Annotated in this window: 15 protein-coding genes; 10 read left to right on the top strand and 5 right to left on the bottom strand. The window is 67.4% G+C overall.

Annotated elements, in window-relative coordinates:
* Positions 1 to 42: 42 nt before the first annotated feature.
* Positions 43 to 972: a S66 peptidase family protein gene (locus tag ACNFBT_RS17860; protein WP_416751550.1), complete on the top strand. Its 930-nt coding sequence runs from the start codon at positions 43 to 45 to the stop codon at positions 970 to 972.
* Positions 973 to 1,111: 139 nt separating this feature from the next.
* Here ACNFBT_RS17860 and ACNFBT_RS17855 read toward each other — a convergent pair whose 3' ends face one another.
* Positions 1,112 to 2,431 (bottom strand): ATP-binding protein, encoded by a 1,320-nt coding sequence (locus ACNFBT_RS17855; protein WP_416751548.1) that lies wholly within the window; start codon positions 2,429 to 2,431, stop codon positions 1,112 to 1,114.
* A 119-nt stretch (positions 2,432 to 2,550) separates the two neighbouring features.
* A complete protein-coding gene (ompR, locus tag ACNFBT_RS17850; RefSeq protein ID WP_416751546.1) occupies positions 2,551 to 3,291 on the bottom strand; it encodes a two-component system response regulator OmpR in 741 nt (246 codons plus the stop codon).
* 222 nt (positions 3,292 to 3,513) lie between these two features.
* Here ompR and ACNFBT_RS17845 point away from each other — a divergent pair, with 222 nt between their 5' ends.
* From ACNFBT_RS17845 to gshA, 3 genes are all read left to right on the top strand, one after another.
* The gene (locus tag ACNFBT_RS17845) at positions 3,514 to 5,850 is read left to right on the top strand and encodes a Tex family protein (protein ID WP_416751544.1); all 2,337 of its coding nucleotides are present in this window, start codon (positions 3,514 to 3,516) and stop codon (positions 5,848 to 5,850) included.
* 59 nt (positions 5,851 to 5,909) lie between these two features.
* On the top strand, positions 5,910 to 6,251 hold the full coding sequence (locus ACNFBT_RS17840; protein WP_416751727.1) for a PaaI family thioesterase: 342 nt from the start codon (positions 5,910 to 5,912) through the stop codon (positions 6,249 to 6,251).
* Positions 6,252 to 6,415: 164 nt separating this feature from the next.
* Complete coding sequence (gene gshA / locus ACNFBT_RS17835; protein WP_416751542.1) at positions 6,416 to 8,002, top strand: glutamate--cysteine ligase; 1,587 nt, start codon at positions 6,416 to 6,418, stop codon at positions 8,000 to 8,002.
* Positions 8,003 to 8,160: 158 nt separating this feature from the next.
* Here gshA and argA read toward each other — a convergent pair whose 3' ends face one another.
* On the bottom strand, positions 8,161 to 9,459 hold the full coding sequence (gene argA, locus ACNFBT_RS17830; RefSeq protein ID WP_416751540.1) for an amino-acid N-acetyltransferase: 1,299 nt from the start codon (positions 9,457 to 9,459) through the stop codon (positions 8,161 to 8,163).
* A gap of 155 nt (positions 9,460 to 9,614) precedes the next feature.
* Positions 9,615 to 10,754 carry an acetylornithine deacetylase gene (gene argE / locus ACNFBT_RS17825; RefSeq protein WP_416751538.1) on the bottom strand — a complete coding sequence of 380 codons (1,140 nt, stop codon included), beginning with the start codon at positions 10,752 to 10,754 and terminating at the stop codon, positions 9,615 to 9,617.
* 177 nt (positions 10,755 to 10,931) lie between these two features.
* Between argE and ACNFBT_RS17820 the strand changes: the two genes are divergently transcribed.
* Entirely contained in the window at positions 10,932 to 12,296 is a 1,365-nt protein-coding gene (locus tag ACNFBT_RS17820; protein WP_416751535.1) for an inorganic triphosphatase, read from the top strand.
* Between the two features lie 73 nt (positions 12,297 to 12,369).
* The gene (locus ACNFBT_RS17815; protein ID WP_416751533.1) at positions 12,370 to 14,154 is read left to right on the top strand and encodes a GspE/PulE family protein; all 1,785 of its coding nucleotides are present in this window, start codon (positions 12,370 to 12,372) and stop codon (positions 14,152 to 14,154) included.
* On the opposite strand, the gene ACNFBT_RS17810 is transcribed toward ACNFBT_RS17815, so the two are convergent.
* A complete protein-coding gene (locus ACNFBT_RS17810) occupies positions 14,129 to 15,145 on the bottom strand; it encodes an AraC family transcriptional regulator ligand-binding domain-containing protein (protein ID WP_416751531.1) in 1,017 nt (338 codons plus the stop codon). The genes ACNFBT_RS17815 and ACNFBT_RS17810 overlap by 26 nt on opposite strands.
* A gap of 189 nt (positions 15,146 to 15,334) precedes the next feature.
* On the opposite strand from ACNFBT_RS17810, the gene ACNFBT_RS17805 reads away from it, so the two are divergent.
* From ACNFBT_RS17805 to ACNFBT_RS17790, 4 genes are all read left to right on the top strand, one after another.
* A complete protein-coding gene (locus ACNFBT_RS17805) occupies positions 15,335 to 16,165 on the top strand; it encodes an SDR family NAD(P)-dependent oxidoreductase (RefSeq protein ID WP_416751529.1) in 831 nt (276 codons plus the stop codon).
* A 64-nt stretch (positions 16,166 to 16,229) separates the two neighbouring features.
* On the top strand, positions 16,230 to 17,072 hold the full coding sequence (locus ACNFBT_RS17800) for an SDR family NAD(P)-dependent oxidoreductase (RefSeq protein ID WP_416751527.1): 843 nt from the start codon (positions 16,230 to 16,232) through the stop codon (positions 17,070 to 17,072).
* 426 nt (positions 17,073 to 17,498) lie between these two features.
* Complete coding sequence (locus ACNFBT_RS17795) at positions 17,499 to 18,425, top strand: SPFH domain-containing protein (RefSeq protein ID WP_416751525.1); 927 nt, start codon at positions 17,499 to 17,501, stop codon at positions 18,423 to 18,425.
* Positions 18,425 to 18,871: an NfeD family protein gene (locus tag ACNFBT_RS17790; RefSeq protein ID WP_416751524.1), complete on the top strand. Its 447-nt coding sequence runs from the start codon at positions 18,425 to 18,427 to the stop codon at positions 18,869 to 18,871. The genes ACNFBT_RS17795 and ACNFBT_RS17790 overlap by 1 nt, the downstream gene beginning before the upstream one ends.
* Positions 18,872 to 18,938 lie beyond the last annotated feature (67 nt).

The raw sequence follows: 18,938 nt of genomic DNA, 5'->3' as shown, positions 1-18,938 counted from the left end.
GCTCGCTCCTACAGGCACTCCCCGCCAATACTGGATGTACCCATGCCGTCTTCCCGCTCCAACGCCGAACTCAAGTGGACACCCATCGAAGGCCGCGTCGCCCTGGTCGCGCCAGCCTCGGCCATCGCCGACGAGGTGCTGGAAGCCACGTTGCGCCAGCTGGAAGTGCTGGGAGTGGATTACCACCTGGGCGAACACGCCGATGCGCGCTACCGCTACCTGGCCGGCACGCCGCAACAGCGCCTGGAAGACTTCCACGCCGCCTTCGAGCGGGACGACATCAGCGCCGTCTGGTGCCTGCGCGGCGGCTACGGCTGCGGACAACTGATCCCGCAACTGGACTGGAAGCGCCTGCAAGCCGCCTCGCCGCGCCCGCTGATCGGCTTCTCTGACATCTCCATCCTGCTCAGCGCCTTTCACCGCCACGGCCTGCCGGCGATCCACGGGCCGGTGGCCACCGCTCTCGGGCTGCAGCCGCTCAGCGCGCCCAGCGAGCAGCGCGAGCGCCTGGCCTCGCTGGCCTCGGTCAGCCATGTGCTGGCGGGAGATCCGGGCAAGCTGGCGCTGCAGCACCTGGCCGGGCCGAAGCACTCGGTGGAGGGCGAACTGATCGGCGGCAACCTCACCGCGCTGGCCTGCATGGCCGGCACCGACGGCGCGCTGTACGTGCCGGATGGAGCGATCCTGATCCTCGAAGACGTCGGCGAGCCCTACTACCGCCTCGAGCGCAGCCTCTGGCAACTGCTCAACAGCCTCGGCGGAGCGCGCCTGGGCGCGGTGTGCCTGGGAGGTTTCACCGACTGCCCGCGCAAGGGTGTGGCGCACAGCCTGGAAGAGATCATCAGCGAGTACGTCGCCGCGCTGGGCGTGCCGCTCTACCACGGCCTGGCCAGCGGCCACGGCGCGCACAATCGCGCCTGGCCCTACGGACGCCGGGCGGTGCTGGAAGGCAAATCCCTGCGCTGGGAGTAAAGCCTGTTCACGATCTCGCGAGATAGAGCAGAACAAGGCGGGGACAGCTGAGAAAGCCTCAGTTGACTGCAGTCAATGAGCATTTCCCAGCTGGCCTCAACGCAGTTATGCCGACGCACAGCAGATCGTGGACAGACTCTTAGTGGGCGTTGCGCGGCAGCAGCAATCCCAGCGGCAGGCAGACCCGCGCTTCCACACCGCCGCCCTCGCGGTTGCGCAGCTCGATGCTGCCGCCGTGCTGCTCGGCGATGCGTTTGACGATGGCCAGTCCCAGGCCAGTGCCCTTCCCGCCGCGCGCCTTGTCGCCACGGATGAAGGGATTGAAGATGGTGTCCAGCTCCTGCGGGTCTACGCCGGCGCCACGGTCGAGCACGCTGAGCACCACATAGGGCGCGTTGCCGCCACCGGCCACGTGAGCCGCCACTTCGACCTTGCCGCCACCGTGGTTCAGACCGTTCTCGATCAGGTTGCCCAGCAGGCGCTTGATCGATACCCGACGGAAGCGGAACAACGGCAAGGTATCCAGGCACAGGCGCACGCGGTTGCCGTTCTGGTTGAAGGCATCGGCCACCTCGCGAATCAGGTCGGCCAGGTCACCCTCCTCCACCGGCTCGTCGCGACCGTCGCGGATGAAGGCGAGGAACTGGTCGAGGATGGCGTCCATGTCCTCGATGTCGCGGACCATGTCCTCGACCATCTCGCGGTCGCTCTCGGGCATCAGCTCCAGGGACAGGCGCAGGCGCGTCAGCGGCGTGCGCAGGTCGTGGGACACGCCGGCGAGCATCAGCTCGCGCTCGCGCCCGGCCTGCTCGACGTCGTCGGCCATCTGGTTGAACGCGCGGTACACCTCGGCCATCTCGCTGGGCGTTTCCGGCCCCAATGGCAGGCGCACGCTGCGCCCCTTGCCGAATTCGCGGGAAGCGAACACCAGGCGCTTGAGCGGCTGGCTGAGCAGGCGCACGAATATCCATGCCGCCGCCGTGGACAGCAGGCCGATGCCGAGGAACCAGCCGAGCACGCTCCAGATCTGCTGACCGCGCAGCGGGTGCGGGTAGAGCGGTACGCCGATCCAGCCGTCACCCAGGCTCGGCGCACGCACCCAGAGCATCGACGGGTGATGGATGCGCAGGCGGGTCTCGGTGTCGATGCCCAGTTCCATGCGCATCTGCCGCTGGAAGATCTCGGTGTACGGCCAGTGCACCTCCTCCGGCTGCCCCTGCTCGTGGGGCGCCCACTTCAGCCCGGCGGACTGGGCGATGGCCTCGCGCGACTTCTCGTCCGCCGCCCAATAGGCGCGCACGGTCAGCGCCGCGCCGTGGCTGTACTGGCGGTCGACCAGCATGTCTTCGTTCATCAGCAGGTAGACCAGGGTCAGCGCCTTGGAAAACAGCACGACGATGAGCACCAGCCAGAGGGTGCGGGCGAAGAAGCTTTGCGGAAACCAGAGGGGTGTTTTCAAGAACGGATTACCAGGGAACGGCTGCAGTAGGAGCGAGCTTGCTCACGAACCCGCATAGGTACGAAGCATTGTTCGCGAGCAAGAACGAGGGCGTCCCCCTCGCTCCTACAAAAGAAACATCACTTGCGGGCGGCGCCGTCCGGCACGAATACATAGCCCACGCCCCAGACGGTCTGGATATAGCGCGGCTTGGACGGGTCGGGCTCGATCAGCCGGCGCAGACGGGAAATCTGCACGTCGATGGAGCGCTCCAGGGCATCCCACTCGCGGCCACGGGCAAGGTTCATCAGCTTGTCGCGGGTCAGCGGCTCGCGGGCGTGCTGTACCAGGGCCTTGAGCACGGCGAACTCACCGGTGGTGAGCATGTGCACTTCCTCGCCCTTCTTCAGCTCGCGGGTAGCCAGGTGCAATTCGTAGTCGCCGAAGGTGACGATCTCGTCCTCGCCCGCCGGAGCGCCCGGCACCAGCGGCGCCTGGCGGCGCAGCACGGCCTTGATCCGCGCCAGCAGCTCGCGCGGGTTGAAGGGCTTGGCCAGGTAGTCGTCGGCGCCCTGCTCCAGGCCCTGGATGCGGCTGGACTCGTCGCCCTTGGCGGTGAGCATGATGATCGGGATCTGGTTGTTCGACTCGCGCAGGCGCTTGCACGCGGAGAGGCCATCCTCGCCGGGCATCATCAGGTCCAGCACCACCAGCTGGAACAGCTCGCGGGCCAGCAGGCGGTCCATCTGCTCGGTGTTCTCGACGGCGCGGACGCGGTAACCCTGCTCGTCGAGGAAGCGTTCGAGCAGACGGCGCAGGCGCGCGTCGTCATCGACCACGAGGATCTTTTCGCCTTCCGGCAGGGTGGCAGCGTTACTCATGGAGACTCCCAGAATCTGATTCGGCGGGCATTATCGCCCAGCCGCCGCGCATCACGGCTTGTCCATTGTTAGCAGATTTTTCCCCGACCAGTCGCCCACCCGGTGAAATTGACGTGGGTATAATGCGGCGCTTTTGCGGCGGGGCGTTGTCACAGAGCCTGTCGTGAGGCCGGAACTCCGGTCCTGACGTCCCGTAATTCGATTGTTTTGTCAGGTGGATTCATGGACAGCATCAACACCCGTATCGCCGAAGAGCTTTCCGCACTGCCCTCCGGCCGCGTTCAACCGCAGCAAGTCGCCGCTGCCGTCGCCTTGCTCGATGAAGGCTCCACCGTCCCCTTCATCGCCCGTTACCGGAAAGAAGTCACCGGCAGCCTGGATGACACCCAGCTGCGCATGCTCGAAGAGCGCCTGCGCTACCTGCGCGAGCTGGACGACCGCCGTGGCGCGATCCTCGCCAGCATCGAGGAGCAGGGCAAGCTGACCCCGGAACTGGCCCGCGAGATCAACCTCGCCGACACCAAGACCCGCCTCGAAGACCTCTACCTGCCTTATAAGCAGAAGCGCCGCACCAAGGGCCAGATCGCCCTGGAAGCCGGCCTGGGCGAGCTGGCCGACGCGCTGTTCGCCGACCCGACCCTGACCCCGGAAACCGAAGCCGCGCGCTTCGTCGATGCCGAGAAAGGCTTCGCCGACACCCGCGCCGTGCTCGAAGGCGCCAAGTACATCCTCATGGAGCGCTTCGCCGAGGACGCCACCCTGCTGGACCGCCTGCGCGGCTTCCTCAAGGAAAACGCCACCCTCACCGCGCGCATGGTACCGGGCAAGGAAACCGAAGGCGCCAAGTTCAGCGACTACTTCGAGCACGACGAACCGCTGAAGAACGCCCCGTCGCACCGCGCCCTGGCGATCTTCCGCGGCCGCAACGAAGGCGTGCTGAGCGTCGCCCTCAAGGTCGGCGAAGAGCTACCGGGCACCGCCCACCCGTGCGAGACCATGATCGGCGAGCGCTTCGGCATCGCCAACCAGGGCCGCGCCGCCGACAAGTGGCTGTCCGAAGTAGTGCGCTGGACCTGGAAGGTCAAGCTCTACACCCACCTGGAAACCGACCTGCTGGGCGAGTTGCGCGACGGCGCGGACGCCGAGGCGATCAACGTCTTCGCGCGCAACCTGCACGACCTGCTGCTGGCCGCCCCGGCCGGCCCACGCGCCACCCTGGGCCTGGACCCGGGCCTGCGCACCGGCGTGAAGGTCGCCGTGGTCGATGCCACCGGTAAGCTGCTGGACACTGCCACCGTCTACCCCCACGCGCCGAAGAACCAGTGGGACCAGACCATCGCCGTGCTCGCCGCGCTGTGCGCCAAGCACCAGGTGGAACTGATCGCCATCGGCAACGGCACCGCCAGCCGCGAGACCGACAAGCTGGCCGCCGAGCTGATCAAGAAGTACCCGGCGCTCAAGTGCACCAAGATCATGGTCAGCGAGGCCGGCGCCTCGGTGTACTCGGCGTCCGAGCTGGCCGCCAAGGAATTCCCGGACCTCGACGTGTCCCTGCGCGGCGCCGTCTCCATCGCCCGCCGCCTGCAGGACCCGCTGGCCGAACTGGTGAAGATCGAGCCGAAATCCATCGGCGTCGGCCAGTACCAGCACGACGTCTCCCAGCTGCAGCTGGCGCGCAGCCTGGACGCCGTGGTGGAAGACTGCGTGAACGCCGTGGGCGTGGACGTGAACACCGCCTCCGCCGCCCTGCTGGCGCGCATCTCCGGCCTGAACAGCACCCTGGCGCAGAACATCGTCGCGCACCGCGACGCCAACGGCGCCTTCAAGACCCGTGACGATCTGCGCAAGGTCAGCCGCCTGGGCGACAAGACCTTCGAGCAGGCCGCCGGCTTCCTCCGCGTGATGAACGGCGACAACCCGCTGGACGCCTCCGCGGTGCACCCGGAAACCTACCCGCTGGTGCAGCGCATCGCCGCCGATACCGGCCGCGACGTGCGCTCGCTGATCGGCGACTCGTCCTTCTTGAAGCGCCTGGACCCGAAGAAGTTCACCGACGAGCAGTTCGGCCTGCCCACCGTCACCGACATCCTCAAGGAACTGGACAAACCCGGCCGCGACCCACGCCCGGAGTTCAAGACCGCCGAGTTCCAGGAAGGCGTCGAGAGCCTGAAGGACCTCAAGCCCGGCATGGTGCTCGAAGGCGTGGTGACCAACGTCACCAACTTCGGCGCCTTCGTCGACATCGGCGTCCACCAGGACGGCCTGGTGCACATCTCCGCGCTGTCGGAGAAGTTCGTCAAGGACCCGTACGAAGTGGTCAAGGCCGGTGACATCGTCAAGGTGAAGGTCATGGAAGTGGACATCCCGCGCAACCGCGTCGGCCTGTCCATGCGCATGAGCGACACCCCCGGCGAGAAGGTCGAAGGCCCGCGCGGCGGCGGTCGTCCGCAGGGCGGCCAGCGTCCCGATCGTGGCGCCCCGCGCCAGCAGGAGAAGGCCCCGGCGAACAACGCCATGGCCTCGCTGTTCGCCAACGCCAAGCAACTGAAGAAGAAGTGAGGAAAGCCTGAGTGAGCGAGATGCCCAGCCGCGAGACGCTGATCAGCGCCTTCAGCGACATGGTCGGCCTGGAGCCGATCAGCATCGGTGACGGCGTGGCCGAGGTGAGCCTGAAGATGGGCGACCACCTGCGCAACCGCGGCAACATGATGCACGGCGGCGCGCTGTTCTCGCTGATGGATGTCGCCATGGGCCTGGCCTGCTCCAGCGCCCATGGCTTCGAACGGCAGAGCGTCACCCTGGAGTGCAAGATCAACTACATCCGCGCGGTCGCCGAGGGCGAGGTGCGCTGTGTGGCCAAGGTCCTGCACGCCGGGCGCCGTTCGCTGGTGGTGGAAGCTGACATCCACCAGGGCGACAAGCTGGTCGCCAAGGGACAAGGCACCTTCGCCCAGCTGTAAATAGCACCGCGACATCTGACCTATGCTGTACGCCGGAGCCCAGGGATCGTGGGCCCTGGCGTATCGCCCATCAAGCCAGGCGACCACGCCGGTTGTGTTCTCCCCTTGTAGACCGCCCAGTCCACCCCCATAGTGGGGCGACTGCCGTGTGAAGGACTTCCAACTTGAGCGACCAACTCTCCCGCCGCCTGGCTCTGCTCGGCGATGCTGACAACCTGTCCCTGCTCACCCAGTGCCTGCACGGTATCGAGCGCGAATGCCTGCGCGTCGACGAGCAAGGCAAGCTGGCGCTGACCCCGCACCCGCGCGCCCTGGGCTCGGCCCTGACCAACCCGCAGATCACCACCGACTACTCCGAGTCGCTGCTGGAATTCATCACGCCGACCGCCAGCAGTGTCGAAAAGACCCTGGAAGATCTGGGCGAAATCCACCGCTTCGCCTACGAAAAGCTCGACGGCGAATACCTGTGGAGCCCGTCGATGCCCTGCGAGCTGCCGGATGAAGAGACCATCCCGATCGCCCGCTACGGTAGCTCCCATATCGGCCGCCTGAAGTACGTCTACCGCAAGGGCCTGGCCCTGCGCTACGGCAAGACCATGCAGTGCATCGCCGGCATCCACTACAACTTCTCCCTGCCTGAAGGACTGTGGGAAGTGCTGCGCCAGGAAGAAGGCAGCGAGAAGAGCGCGCGGGACTACCAGTCGCACCGCTACATCGCGATGATCCGCAACTTCCGCCGCTACAGCTGGTTGCTGATGTACCTGTTCGGCGCCTCCCCGGCCCTGGACGCCGGCTTCCTGCGCGGCCGCCCGCACGGCTTGGAAGCCTTCGACGAACACACCCTCTACCTGCCCTACGCCACCAGCCTGCGGATGAGCGACCTGGGCTACCAGAACAACGCCCAGGCAGGCCTGACCCCCTGCTACAACGACCTCGACAGCTACATCGACAGCCTGCGCCGCGCAGTCAGCACCCCGTACGCGCCTTACGAGAAGGTCGGCACCAAGGTCAACGGCGAGTGGGTGCAGCTCAACACCAACATCCTGCAGATCGAGAACGAGTACTACTCGAGCATCCGCCCCAAACGCGTCACCTACACCGGCGAGCGCCCGATCCAGGCGCTGATGGCCCGTGGCGTGCAGTACGTCGAGGCGCGCTGCCTGGACATCAACCCCTTCCTGCCGCTGGGCATCGACCTTCCCGAAGCGCGCTTCCTCGACGCCTTCCTGCTCTACTGCGCGCTTTCCGACAGTCCGCCGCTGGGCGGCTGCGAGTGCGGCGCGGCCACCAGCAACTTCCTCAAGGTGGTCAAGGAAGGCCGTCGCCCCGGCCTGAAGCTGGAGCGCGGCGGCCAGCAGGTAGAGATGAAGGACTGGGCCAACGGCCTGCTCGACGCCATCGCACCGATCATCGAACTGCTCGACCGCGCCCGTGGCGGCAGCCTGCACGCGCAGAGCCTGGCCGAGCAGCGCGCCAAGCTTGCCGATGCCAGCCTGACGCCGTCGGCGAAGGTGCTGGCGGAAATGCGCGAACGCGGCGAGAGCTTCGAGGCCTTCGCCCTGCGCCACAGCCGCGAGCACGCCGCCGCCCTGCGCGCACAGCCGCTGTCCGCCGAGGAGCAGGCACGCTTCGAGGATATGGCCAGCCAGTCGCTGCAGGAGCAGGCGGAACTGGAAGCGCAGCCCGAAGGCGACTTCGACACCTTCGTCGCGGCCTACCAGGCGAGCATCCTGGGGCTGCTCAGCGTTTGAGTGCACAGCCACGCTGAACGAAAAAGAGGCCCGAGGGCCTCTTTTTCATGTCCACACCACAGCGTCCTGTAGGAGCGAGCTTGCTCGCGAATGGGCCCGCAGCGGGATTGGTTCGCGAGCAAGGACCAGGCGTCCCCCTCGATCCTACGAGAAGCGCGTTACAGGCTCTTCTCGAATACCTGCGAATTTCGCTGGTAGTTGTACAGCGAGGCACGCGCCGTCGGCAGCCGGTCGACGCTGCTGGGCTGGAAGCCGCGCTCGCGGAACCAATGGGCGGTGCGGGTGGTGAGTACGTAGAGGGTCTTCAGCCCGAGGTTGCGCGCGCGCTGCTCGATACGCTCCAGCAGCTCATCCCCGCGCCCGCCGTGGCGGTACTCCGGGTTCACCGCCAGGCACGCCAGCTCGCCAGCATCGGAATCGGCGATGGGATAGAGCGCCGCGCAGGCGATGATCAGCCCCTCGCGCTCGACGATGCTGAACTGCTCGATCTCGCGCTCCAGCACCTCGCGCGAGCGGCGTACCAGAATCCCCTGCTCTTCCAGCGGGCGAATCAGTTCCAGCAGGCCGCCGACATCCTCGATGGCCGCCTCGCGCAGTTGCTCGAACTGCTCCTGGGCCACCAGGGTGCCATTGCCGGTGCGGGTGAACAGCTCGGAGAGCAGCGCGCCGTCTTCGGTAAAGCTGACGATATGGCTGCGCCGCACGCCCGCGCGGCAGGCCTGGGCGGCAGCGTCGAGCAGTTCGCCCTGGTAGCTCGCGCCGAGGCGCTCCAGGTGCGCCGGCACCTGTTGCGGACGCAGTTCGCGCACCAGCTTGCCGTCGACATCCAGCAGGCCGCGTTCGGCTCCGTAGAGGATCAGCTTGTCGGCATCCAGCTCGATGGCCGCGCGCATGGCCACGTCTTCGCAGGCAAGGTTGAAGATTTCCCCGGTGGGCGAGTAGCCCAGCGGCGAGAGCAGCACGATGCTGCGCTCGTCGAGCTGGCGGTTGATGCCCTTGCGGTCGATCCGGCGGACTTCGCCGGTGTGGTGGTAGTCGATGCCCTCGACCACGCCGATCGGCCGCGCGGTAACGAAGTTGCCGGCGGTCACCCGCAGGCGCGAGCCCTGCATGGGCGAGGCGGCCATGTCCATGGACAGGCGAGCCTCGATGGCGATGCGCAGGCTGCCCACCGCGTCGATCACGCATTCCAGGGTCGGCACGTCGGTGACCCGCAGCCCGTGATGGAAGCGCGGCGCCAGCCCGCGAGAGGCCAGGCGCGCCTCGATCTGCGGACGCGAGCCGTGCACCAGTACCAGGCGCACGCCCAGGCTGTGCAGCAGCACCAGGTCGTGGACGATGTTGCCGAAATTGGGGTCTTCGACGCCCTCGCCGGGGAGCATCACCACGAAGGTGCAATCCCGGTGCGAGTTGATGTAGGGCGAGGCGTGGCGCAGCCAGTTGACGTAGTCGTGCATTGCTTGAAAAGCCTGTCGTGCGAGTGGGCGGAAAGCTGTCGAGTGCGGCCGGAGCTCGGCCAGGGGCGGCGCGGTTATCGTCGTCGCATGTACATCGACAGGTTTCTCCTCTGGAGTACGTTGGGCCCGCTATCCGGGCGCTCTACAGGCAAGTTTCACAAACAATAGTGACGGATCAGACCGCGCAGCAATTCCACGGTCGGCTCGATGCGCTCGAGGGCGAGGTGCTCATCCGGCTGGTGGGCGCAGGCGATGTCGCCGGGGCCAAGCACCAGGGTCTGGCAACCGAGCTGCTGAAGATACGGTGCTTCGGTGCCAAAGGCTACCGCTTCCGCCGAGTGCCCGGTCAGACTTTCGGCGATACGCACCAACTCGCTGTCGGCAGCCTCCTCGAAGGGCGGCACGGCCGGGAACAACGGGCGGTAGTCGAGCTGCACCGCATGGCGTTCGGCAACCGGCCGCAGGCGCTCGCGGATGGCCTGGCGCAGCGCCTCCGGCTGCATGCCGGGCAATGGGCGCAGGTCGAACTCCAGGGCGCACTGGCCGCAGATGCGGTTGGGGTTGTCGCCACCGTGGATGCAGCCGAGGTTGAGGGTCGGCTGCGGCACGCTGAACTGCGGGTTGGCGAACTCGCGCTGCCACTCGCCGCGCAGCACCAGCAGCTCGCCGATGGCGGCGTGCATGGCCTCCAGCGCGCTGCGGCCCAGGCTCGGGTCGGAGGAATGGCCGCTCCGGCCGACGATGTCGATGCGCTCCATCATCACGCCCTTGTGCAGGCGGATCGGCTTGAGGCCCGTCGGTTCGCCGATCACCGCGGCCCGGCCCAGCGGCTGCCCGGCGGCGGCCAGCGCACGGGCGCCGGCCATGGAGCTTTCCTCGTCGCAGGTGGCGAGCAGGATCAGCGGTTGCTTGAGCGGCTGCTCCAGCAGGGGCAGAACAGCCTCGATGGCCAGGGCGAAGAAGCCCTTCATGTCGCAGGAGCCCAGGCCGAACCAGCGCCCGTCGCGCTCGTCCAGGCGCAGCGGGTCGCTGCTCCACAAGGCTTCGTCATAGGGCACGGTGTCGGTATGCCCGGCCAGCACCAGGCCGCCGGGGCCGCTGCCCAGCACGGCGATCAGGTTGAGCTTGCCCGGCGAGACTTCCCGCAGCTCGCAGGCGAAACCCAGGTCGTCCAGCCAGCCGGCCAGCCGTTCGACCACCGGCCGGTTCGACTGGTCCAGCGCGGCCTGGGTGCAGCTCACCGACGGCAGCGCGAGCAGCTCGGCGAAGCGTTGTTTCAGGGGCGGCAACGACATGGCGTTCTCCGAAGACTTTGTCCCCACTATGAACCAAGCCAGCCTGAGGTAAAACCTCGCGCCGCCCGGCAGGCATGCCGAACTCCCTGTAAACTGCACACCTTTGACGTCTTTTTTCGCGCCCGTCCCCCAGGCTTATCGCCGGACAGGTGCAACCGCCCTCACCCGGACATCGCCATGCAGAAAGAAACCGAAATCAAACTGCGCGCCAGCCGCGAAACCCTCGAAGCCCTGCGCGATCACCCGGCGCTGAAGAAGCGCAACAAGTCCGGCTGGGAACCCCGCGAGCTGTTCAATCAGTACTACGACACGCCGGATCGCGAGCTGGCCCAGGCCCGTGTCGCCCTGCGCATGCGCCGCGATGGCGAGCAGTTCATCCAGACCCTGAAGACCCGCGGCCAGAGCATGGCGGGCCTGTCCGAGCGCAACGAGTGGGACTGGTACCTGGAGAAGAACAAGCTCGACCTGAAGAAGCTCGACGACCAGTGCTGGCCGGCCGCCCTGGCCGACCTGGACAAGAAGACCCTCAAGCCGATCTTCAGCACCGACTTCACCCGCCAGCGCGCCGAGATTGCCTGGGGCCGCGGCAAGACCAAGGTGGTCATCGAGGCGGCGCTGGACCTGGGCAAGGTGGTCGCCGGCAAGCAGGAAGAGGAAATCTGCGAGCTGGAACTGGAACTGCGCCAGGGCGAACCCGCCGCGCTGCTGGAGCTGGCGCTCGAACTGGCCGCCGACCTGCCGCTGATGCCCTGCGACATCAGCAAGGCCGAGCGCGGCTACCGGTTGTTCGACCCGGCGAGCTACAGCATCCAGCCCGACACCCAGAAGCTGCTGGCGGAAACCCCGCTCGACGGCGCCTTCGCCGCGCTGGCCTGGGCGCTGCTGGGCAGCAGCCAGCGCCTGGCCGAGCAATACCGCTTCAACGGCCACTGGCTGCTGCTGCAGGACTGGCTGCGCCAGCTGATGGACCTGCGCGCCCTGCTCGGCAGCCTCGGCCAGGCCGTGCCGCGCGCCAGCACCCGCGAGCTGCGCGCCAGCCTCGATGCGCTGATCGCCGACTGGCTGCCGCGCATCGAACAGGGCCGCCACGACGAAGCCCTGCGCCAGCAGATGCCGGAGGCCTTCCGCGAGGAACTGGCCAACACCCGCTGGGGCCAGTTCTCCCTGAACGCTTCGCGCTGGCTGCTGGCCAAGGCCTGGACCGCCGAGCGCAACGAGCGCGCCAACCGTCTGGGCGGCGCCGCGGTCGGCAAGTGGCTGCAACGCACGCTGGCCGAAGAGGCCCAGGCCATGCCGCTGCAACGCGCTCAGCAACTGCCCGAAGTGCTCGCCGACCAACTGCCGCGCCTGCAGCGCATGCTGGTCTGGCTGCGCCCGGCGCGCGGCGTGCTGGAGCTGCCGGAGACCGACCGTCTGTACGGCGAACTGGCCAAGCTGGAAGAGCTGCTGGCCGCCCCGGAGGCAGAGGGTCGCCTGGATGCCCTGGCAGCCCAGGCCCATACTGTGCTCACCCTCAAGCCGTGGAAGGCGCTTTTGAAATAAGCTGGCCCGGCATCGCGGCGGGCCGAGCCAGGCCCGCCCCACACGAAGCCCGCCCTACACGAAGGGAATCCGTATGTCCGCCTATGCCCCATCCGCCCAGGACCGTTTGCTCGACCTGGGCGACATTCTGCGCGAACTGGTGAGCCAGGGCCGCGTGGCCCAGGATGACGCCGAGCAGTGCATGGCCATCCGCCGCAGCGCGGTGAACAACCAGCAGCACCCGCTGGAATTCCTCGCCGCGCAACAGATCGAGGACCGCCAGCGCAATGGCCGCAAGCTCGACCTCGACGCCCTGGTGCACTGGCTGGCGGACTACTCCGGGCAGCCCTACCTGCGCATCGACCCGCTGAAGATCGACGTCGCCGCGGTCACTCCGCTGATGTCCTACGCCTTCGCCCAGCGCCACCAGATCCTCGCGGTGGCCGTGGCGCCGGACGAGGTCACCATCGCCAGCGCCCAGCCCTTCGTGCAGGCCTGGGAAAGCAACCTCATCCACGTCCTCAAGCGCCCGATCAAGCGCGTGGTCGCCAGCCCCACCGACATCCAGCGCTTCACCGTGGAGTTCTACCGGCTGGCCAAGTCGGTCAGCGGGGCGACCGCCAAGGACCAGAAGATCAGTGGCGTGGGCAACTTCGAGCAGCTGCTCAACCTGGGCGCGGCAGACCAGGAGCCCGATGCCAACGACGCGCACATCGTCACCATCGTCGACTGGCTGTTCCAGTACGCCTTCCAGCAGCGCGCCAGCGATATCCACATCGAGCCGCGCCGCGATCAGGGCACGGTGCGCTTCCGCATCGACGGCGTGCTGCACAACGTCTACCAGTTTCCGCCGCAGGTCAGCATGGCGGTGGTGAGCCGCCTCAAGTCCCTGGGCCGGATGAACGTCGCCGAGAAGCGCAAGCCGCAGGACGGCCGGGTGAAGACCAAGACCCCGGACGGCGCCGAGGTGGAACTGCGCCTGTCGACCCTGCCCACGGCGTTCGGCGAGAAGATGGTGATGCGGATCTTCGACCCCGAGGTGCTGCTCAAGACCTTCGACCAGCTCGGCTTCTCGCCGGACGACCTGCGTCGCTGGCAGAGCATGACCAGCCAGCCCAACGGCATCATCCTGGTCACCGGCCCCACCGGCTCGGGCAAGACCACCACGCTCTACACCACGCTCAAGCAGCTGGCGACCGATGAGGTGAACGTCTGCACCATCGAGGACCCGATCGAGATGATCGAGCCCTCGTTCAACCAGATGCAGGTGCAGCACAACATCGAACTGACCTTCGCCAGCGGCGTGCGCGCCCTGCTGCGCCAGGACCCGGACATCATCATGGTCGGCGAGATCCGCGACCTGGAAACCGCCGAGATGGCGATCCAGGCGGCGCTCACCGGCCACCTGGTGCTCTCCACCCTGCACACCAACGACTCGCCCACCGCCATCACCCGCCTGCTGGAACTGGGCGTGCCCTACTACCTGATTCGCGCCACCGTGCTCGGCGTCATGGCCCAGCGCCTGGTACGCACCCTGTGCCCGCACTGCAAAGCGCCGATGGAGCTGGAGGAGGCGGACTGGCAGGAGCTGACCCGGCCGTGGAACGCCCCGCTGCCCACCAACGCCCACCGCGCCGTCGGCTGCCTGGAGTGCCGCGACACCGGCTACCGAGGCCGCGCCGGGGTCTACGAGATCATGCTCTTGAGCGAAACCGTGAAGGAGCAGATCACCGCCGATACCGACCTGATCCCGCTGCGCCGCCAGGCCTTCAAGGAAGGCATGCGCAGCCTGCGCCTGTCCGGTGCGCAGAAGGTCGCCGCCGGGTTCACCACCATCGAGGAAGTGATGCGGGTCACTCCGCAGAGCGAGCAAAAGTAGCGCCGCCACGCGCAGGCGAGGCCGACGGGCTCAGGCCGGTCCACCCCTTGAAGGCGCGCCGGAACGCACGATCATCGGAAAAGCCCAGGCGCTGCGCCACCGAGGCGATCGACGCGCCGCCATCCTGCATGAGCCGTTCCGCAGCCTCCAGCAGGGATGACGCGCGCAACTGGAGATAGCTGCTGCCGTGCGCGCGCAGCTGGCGGCGCAGAGTGGCCTCGCTCATGTGCAGGATATCGGCGATGGTCACCGCCGAGGGCAACCGCTTGCCCTGGCGCAGGGCCTGCTCCAGCAGCAGCTTCACCTGCACCGGCAGCCCATGCTCATGCAGCGTCTCGATGATGAAGTTGTAGGGAAAACAATCGAGGATCGCCGCCAGCTCCGAAGGCGTCCGCACCACCGGCCGGGCGAGCATGGCCTCGTCGAACAGCAAGGTGTTGCGCGGCTGCTCGAACTGCACCGGGGCGCCGAACAGATCGAGCAGCCGGTTCGAGCGCGGCGGGCGGTCATAGACCAGTTCCACGCCGCGCAGATCGAGGCGCTGGCCGCTGAGCCAGGCCAGCAGCGAGAGGTAATAGTGCAGGCCGATCAGGTCGCTGAGCAGCGTGGCATCGTCGCGCGTCGCATAGCGCGAGGCCATGCTGAACCGCACGAGCTGCCCCTGCCGCTCCAGCCGGCTGGAGTGCTCGGCGCCGACGAACATGATGCTGAAGCGGTGGCTGCGTTCGAGCACCGCCCCGATATCCGGACAGCTGATGACCGCGTGGCAAAGCATTTCGCCCGCCAGATTGGCGAAGATGGGCGCGTTGTCGCGGGCGCAGCATAGGCGTTCGAGCGCATCCATCCGGTCGCTGAACATGCGCGCGAATGCGGAAGGGTCGTGCCCTGGGAAGCCGTCCAGCCCCTCCCGCCCGGCAGGCGGGGAATCGAAGCAGGCCAGGGCATTGGCCAATTGGGCCAGCAGCCCTTCGGTAAGATCGGAGCCGTCCATCCAGTCCGCCACAGCGAAGTCGTAGCCGCGTCGTCTGCACGCGGGCGATCGAAACTGTCCTACGATATTGCGCGCTTGCGTCCTGTGCAATGAACGAGGCGCGCTCGATAGTGCCCGCCACTGACACCTTCATGCACAGCGAGGATGGACGGGATGGCGGAGAAGCGATTGGCAGGCAGGACGGCCCTGGTGACGGGATCGAGCCGGGGGATCGGGCGCGCTATCGCCCAGCGGCTGGCAGCGGAAGGCGCCACCGTGGTGGTGACCGCGCGGAGCGTGGACGCCTCCGCCGGCAACCCCGGCACGCTGCGGGAGACCGTCGACCTGATCGAGGCGATGGGTGGCCGGGCAATTCCGATCGCCTGCGACCTCGAACGGCAGGAGGAATGCGAGCGGCTCATCGAAACGGCAACCCAGGCCGCCGGGCCGATCGACATTCTGGTGAACAACGCCGGGCTGGCGGAATACGTGCCGCTCGCCAGCATGCCCATCAGCCTGTTCGACCGCACGCTGACCCATTACCTGCGCGCGCCCTTCATCCTGACCCAGGCGGTCATCCCGCAGATGAAGGCCCGTGGCGCCGGGTGGATCGTCAACATCGGCTCCGTCACCGCGCAGCCGCCGATCAAGCCCTACAGCCTGTTCGACACCGAGGTCGGCTCGACCATCTACGCCACCGCCAAGGCAGCGATGAACCGCTTCACCCAGGGCGCGGCCGCCGAGCTGCTGGCGTCGAACATCGCCGTCAACCTGGTCGCGCCGTCCACCGCCATCCTGACCCCCGGCGCGGCCCGCTACATCCCGGACGACTATCCCGGCGAAAACGTCGCCTATCTCGTGCATACCGTCGTCGAGATGTGCCACCTGCCGGCCGCCGAGCGCTCGGGCCTACTCGCCCATTCGATGCACTTCCCGGCGGCACACAAGCTGGCGGTGCTGGACCTGGATGGCGTCACGCCGCTGCCGCCAGCGCAGATCCCGGCCTGGTCGCACCCGGCGGTGAATCCGTTCGGCGAATAGACCATCCGCCAAGGGCGATCCGCCCCATAGCCCCACAACCGGGACACCAGAAGAAGAGGACTGCATGAACGAAAACATCATGGCCGGCGGCGTGGCCGTCATCACCGGCGCGGGCAGCGGCATCGGCGAAGGAATCGCGCGGACCGCGGCCTCACGCGGCATGAAAGTGGTGGTGGCGGATATCGCTGGCGACCGCGCCGAAGCGGTGGCCGCCGACATCCGCGCGCAGGGCGGCGAGGCGCTGGCGGTAGCGACCGACGTGTCCGACGCCGCGCAGCTCGATCGCCTGGCCCAGCGCAGCTACGAGGCCTTCGGCGAGGTGGCCCTGCTGGTCAACAACGCCGGCATCGAAATGCTCGGCTATGCCTGGGAAATCCCCGCCGCCACCTGGGAGAAGACGCTGGCGATCAACGTCCTTGGCGTCATCCAGTCGGTGCGCGCCTTCGCCCCGCGCATGATCGCGGCCGGCAAGCGGGCATGGATCGCCAATGTCGGTTCGGTCGGCTCGCTGGGCATGATGCCGATCCAGACGTCCTACATGGTGAGCAAGCACGCCGTGCTGTCCTTCAGCGAATGCCTGGCGCTGGAGATGGCGCTCATCGGCGCGCCGATCAGCGTGTCCTGCGTGCTGCCCGGCCCCGTCGCGAGCCGGATCTTCACCGACGCCGTGATGGGCGAGGAAGGCGGGCATTCGGACAAGCATCGTAAGATCATGGCCGACATGCTGCGCACCCAGGGCCTGACGCCCCTGCAGGCCGGCGAGATCATCCTCGATGGCATCGCCGCCGGGGACTTCTGGGTGCCGACCCATCCCGAGCTGGCCGACGCCATGGCGCGATCGCGTGCCGACTACCTGGTGGGTGAACGCCGCCCCCGGCTCCGCGACGAAGTGCGCGGGCTGCTGTAACCCTCAGGGCGCAGGGAAAAGCAGATTGTGGCAGGGGCCCGGCGTGCAGCGCCGGGTCCTGAAGCCCGTTGCGGACCTCCCGCTGTTCAGCGCCCGCTCGCACCTTCGTTGCAAGCGCCCCTGGCGAGGGGCGCAGTCGGCTCCATGCAATCGATCACACCGCCGCCGCCCCGCCATCCGACTCCATTCCAATGCAGCCCACCTGAAACGATACCGCTCAGGAACCGAACGGAAGTCGTCAAACATTCGTGGCGCTGGGATAGTATTTCCCCAGCCAATCCCTGACCGCACTCAGCGCCCCTCCGGGCGCCCTGGGCTTGAACAGGGTCTGTTCGCGATCATCGGCCGGGGGCGGGTTCGTCTCCTGCGCAAACACGGAGCCCGGCCGCAAAGACACGGGAAGTTTTCGACCAAGGAGTCCTTCGCATGGAAATCGGTAGTGTCGCGCTGCTGTTCGTCATCCTCGCCATCGCCATCGTCCTGATGGGCTTCAAGGTGGTTCCGCAAGGCTTCGAATGGACGGTTGAGCGCTTCGGCCGCTACACCAACACCCTGAAGCCGGGCCTGAACATCATCGTCCCGGTGGTCGACCGCATCGGCCAGAAGATCAACATGATGGAGCGCGTGCTGGACGTGCCGCCGCAGGAGGCGATCAGCGCCGACAACGCCATCGTGCAGATCGACGCCGTGTGCTTCTTCCAGGTGGTCGACGCGGCCCGCGCGGCCTATGAAGTGAGCGGCTTGGAAAACGCCGTGCGCAACCTGGTGATGACCAACATCCGCACCGTGCTCGGCTCCATGGAACTGGACCACATGCTCAGCCAGCGCGACGCGATCAACGAACGCCTGCTGCGCACTGTCGACGAAGCCACAGCGCCCTGGGGCCTGAAGGTCACCCGCATCGAGATCAAGGACATCAGCCCGCCGGCCGACCTGGTGGAAGCCATGGCCAGCCAGATGAAGGCCGAGCGCCTCAAGCGCGCGCAGATCCTTGAGGCCGAGGGCCGGCGCGCGGCGGAAATCCTCACCGCCGAAGGCAAGAAACAGGCGCAGATTCTCGAAGCCGAAGGTCTGCGCCAGTCGGCCTTCCTCGAATCCGAAGCCCGCGAGCGCCAGGCCGAGGCGGAAGCCAAGGCGACCCGCGTGGTCTCCGAAGCCATCGCCACCGGCAACGTGCAGGCGGTGAACTACTTCGTCGCGCAGAAGTACGTGGACGCACTCGGCCAGTTGGCCAGCTCGAACAACAGCAAGATCGTGCTGATGCCGCTGGAAGCCAGCCAGGTGATCGGCGCGGTCGGCGGCATCGGCGAGATCGTCAAGGCCACCTTCGGTGACGGCCAGGGTCGCAGCTGATGGCGGACTTCCTGCACCACCTCGGCTTCTGGGACTGGCTGGGCCTGGGCATCCTCCTGCTGATCCTGGAGGTCTTCGGCGCCGGCGGTTACCTGCTGTGGATCGGCATCGCCGCCGCCATCACCGGCGTCATTGCCTTCCTCATCCCCGGCCTGGACTGGACCTGGCAGTTCCTCCTGTTCGGCGTCCTGGCGATCCTCACCGCCGTGTTCTGGTGGCGTCACCAGCGCTCGGCGAAGCACGCCGGGGGAAGCCCGGGCCTGAACCGGCGCGGCAGCGAACTGGTCGGCCGGCAGTTCGCCCTGCACGACGCCATCGTCGGCGGGCGCGGCAAGATCCGCGTCGGCGACAGCGTCTGGCTGGTCAGCGGGCCGGAGCTACCGGCCGGCGCCCAGGTCCGCGTGACCGGGCAGGACGGCGTGTTGCTGCTGGTGGAGCCCGCCTGAGCCAGTACCTGTAGGAGCGAGCTTGCTCGCCAACCAAACCCTGCAGCGGAGTCTGTTCGCGAGCAAG

Origin of the sequence: Pseudomonas sp. NY15181 (genome assembly GCF_048068055.1) — a bacterium.
GTDB lineage: Bacteria > Pseudomonadota > Gammaproteobacteria > Pseudomonadales > Pseudomonadaceae > Pseudomonas.
Note: the sequence above shows the minus strand (reverse complement) of the source record. Positions and strands in the feature narration are given on the sequence as shown.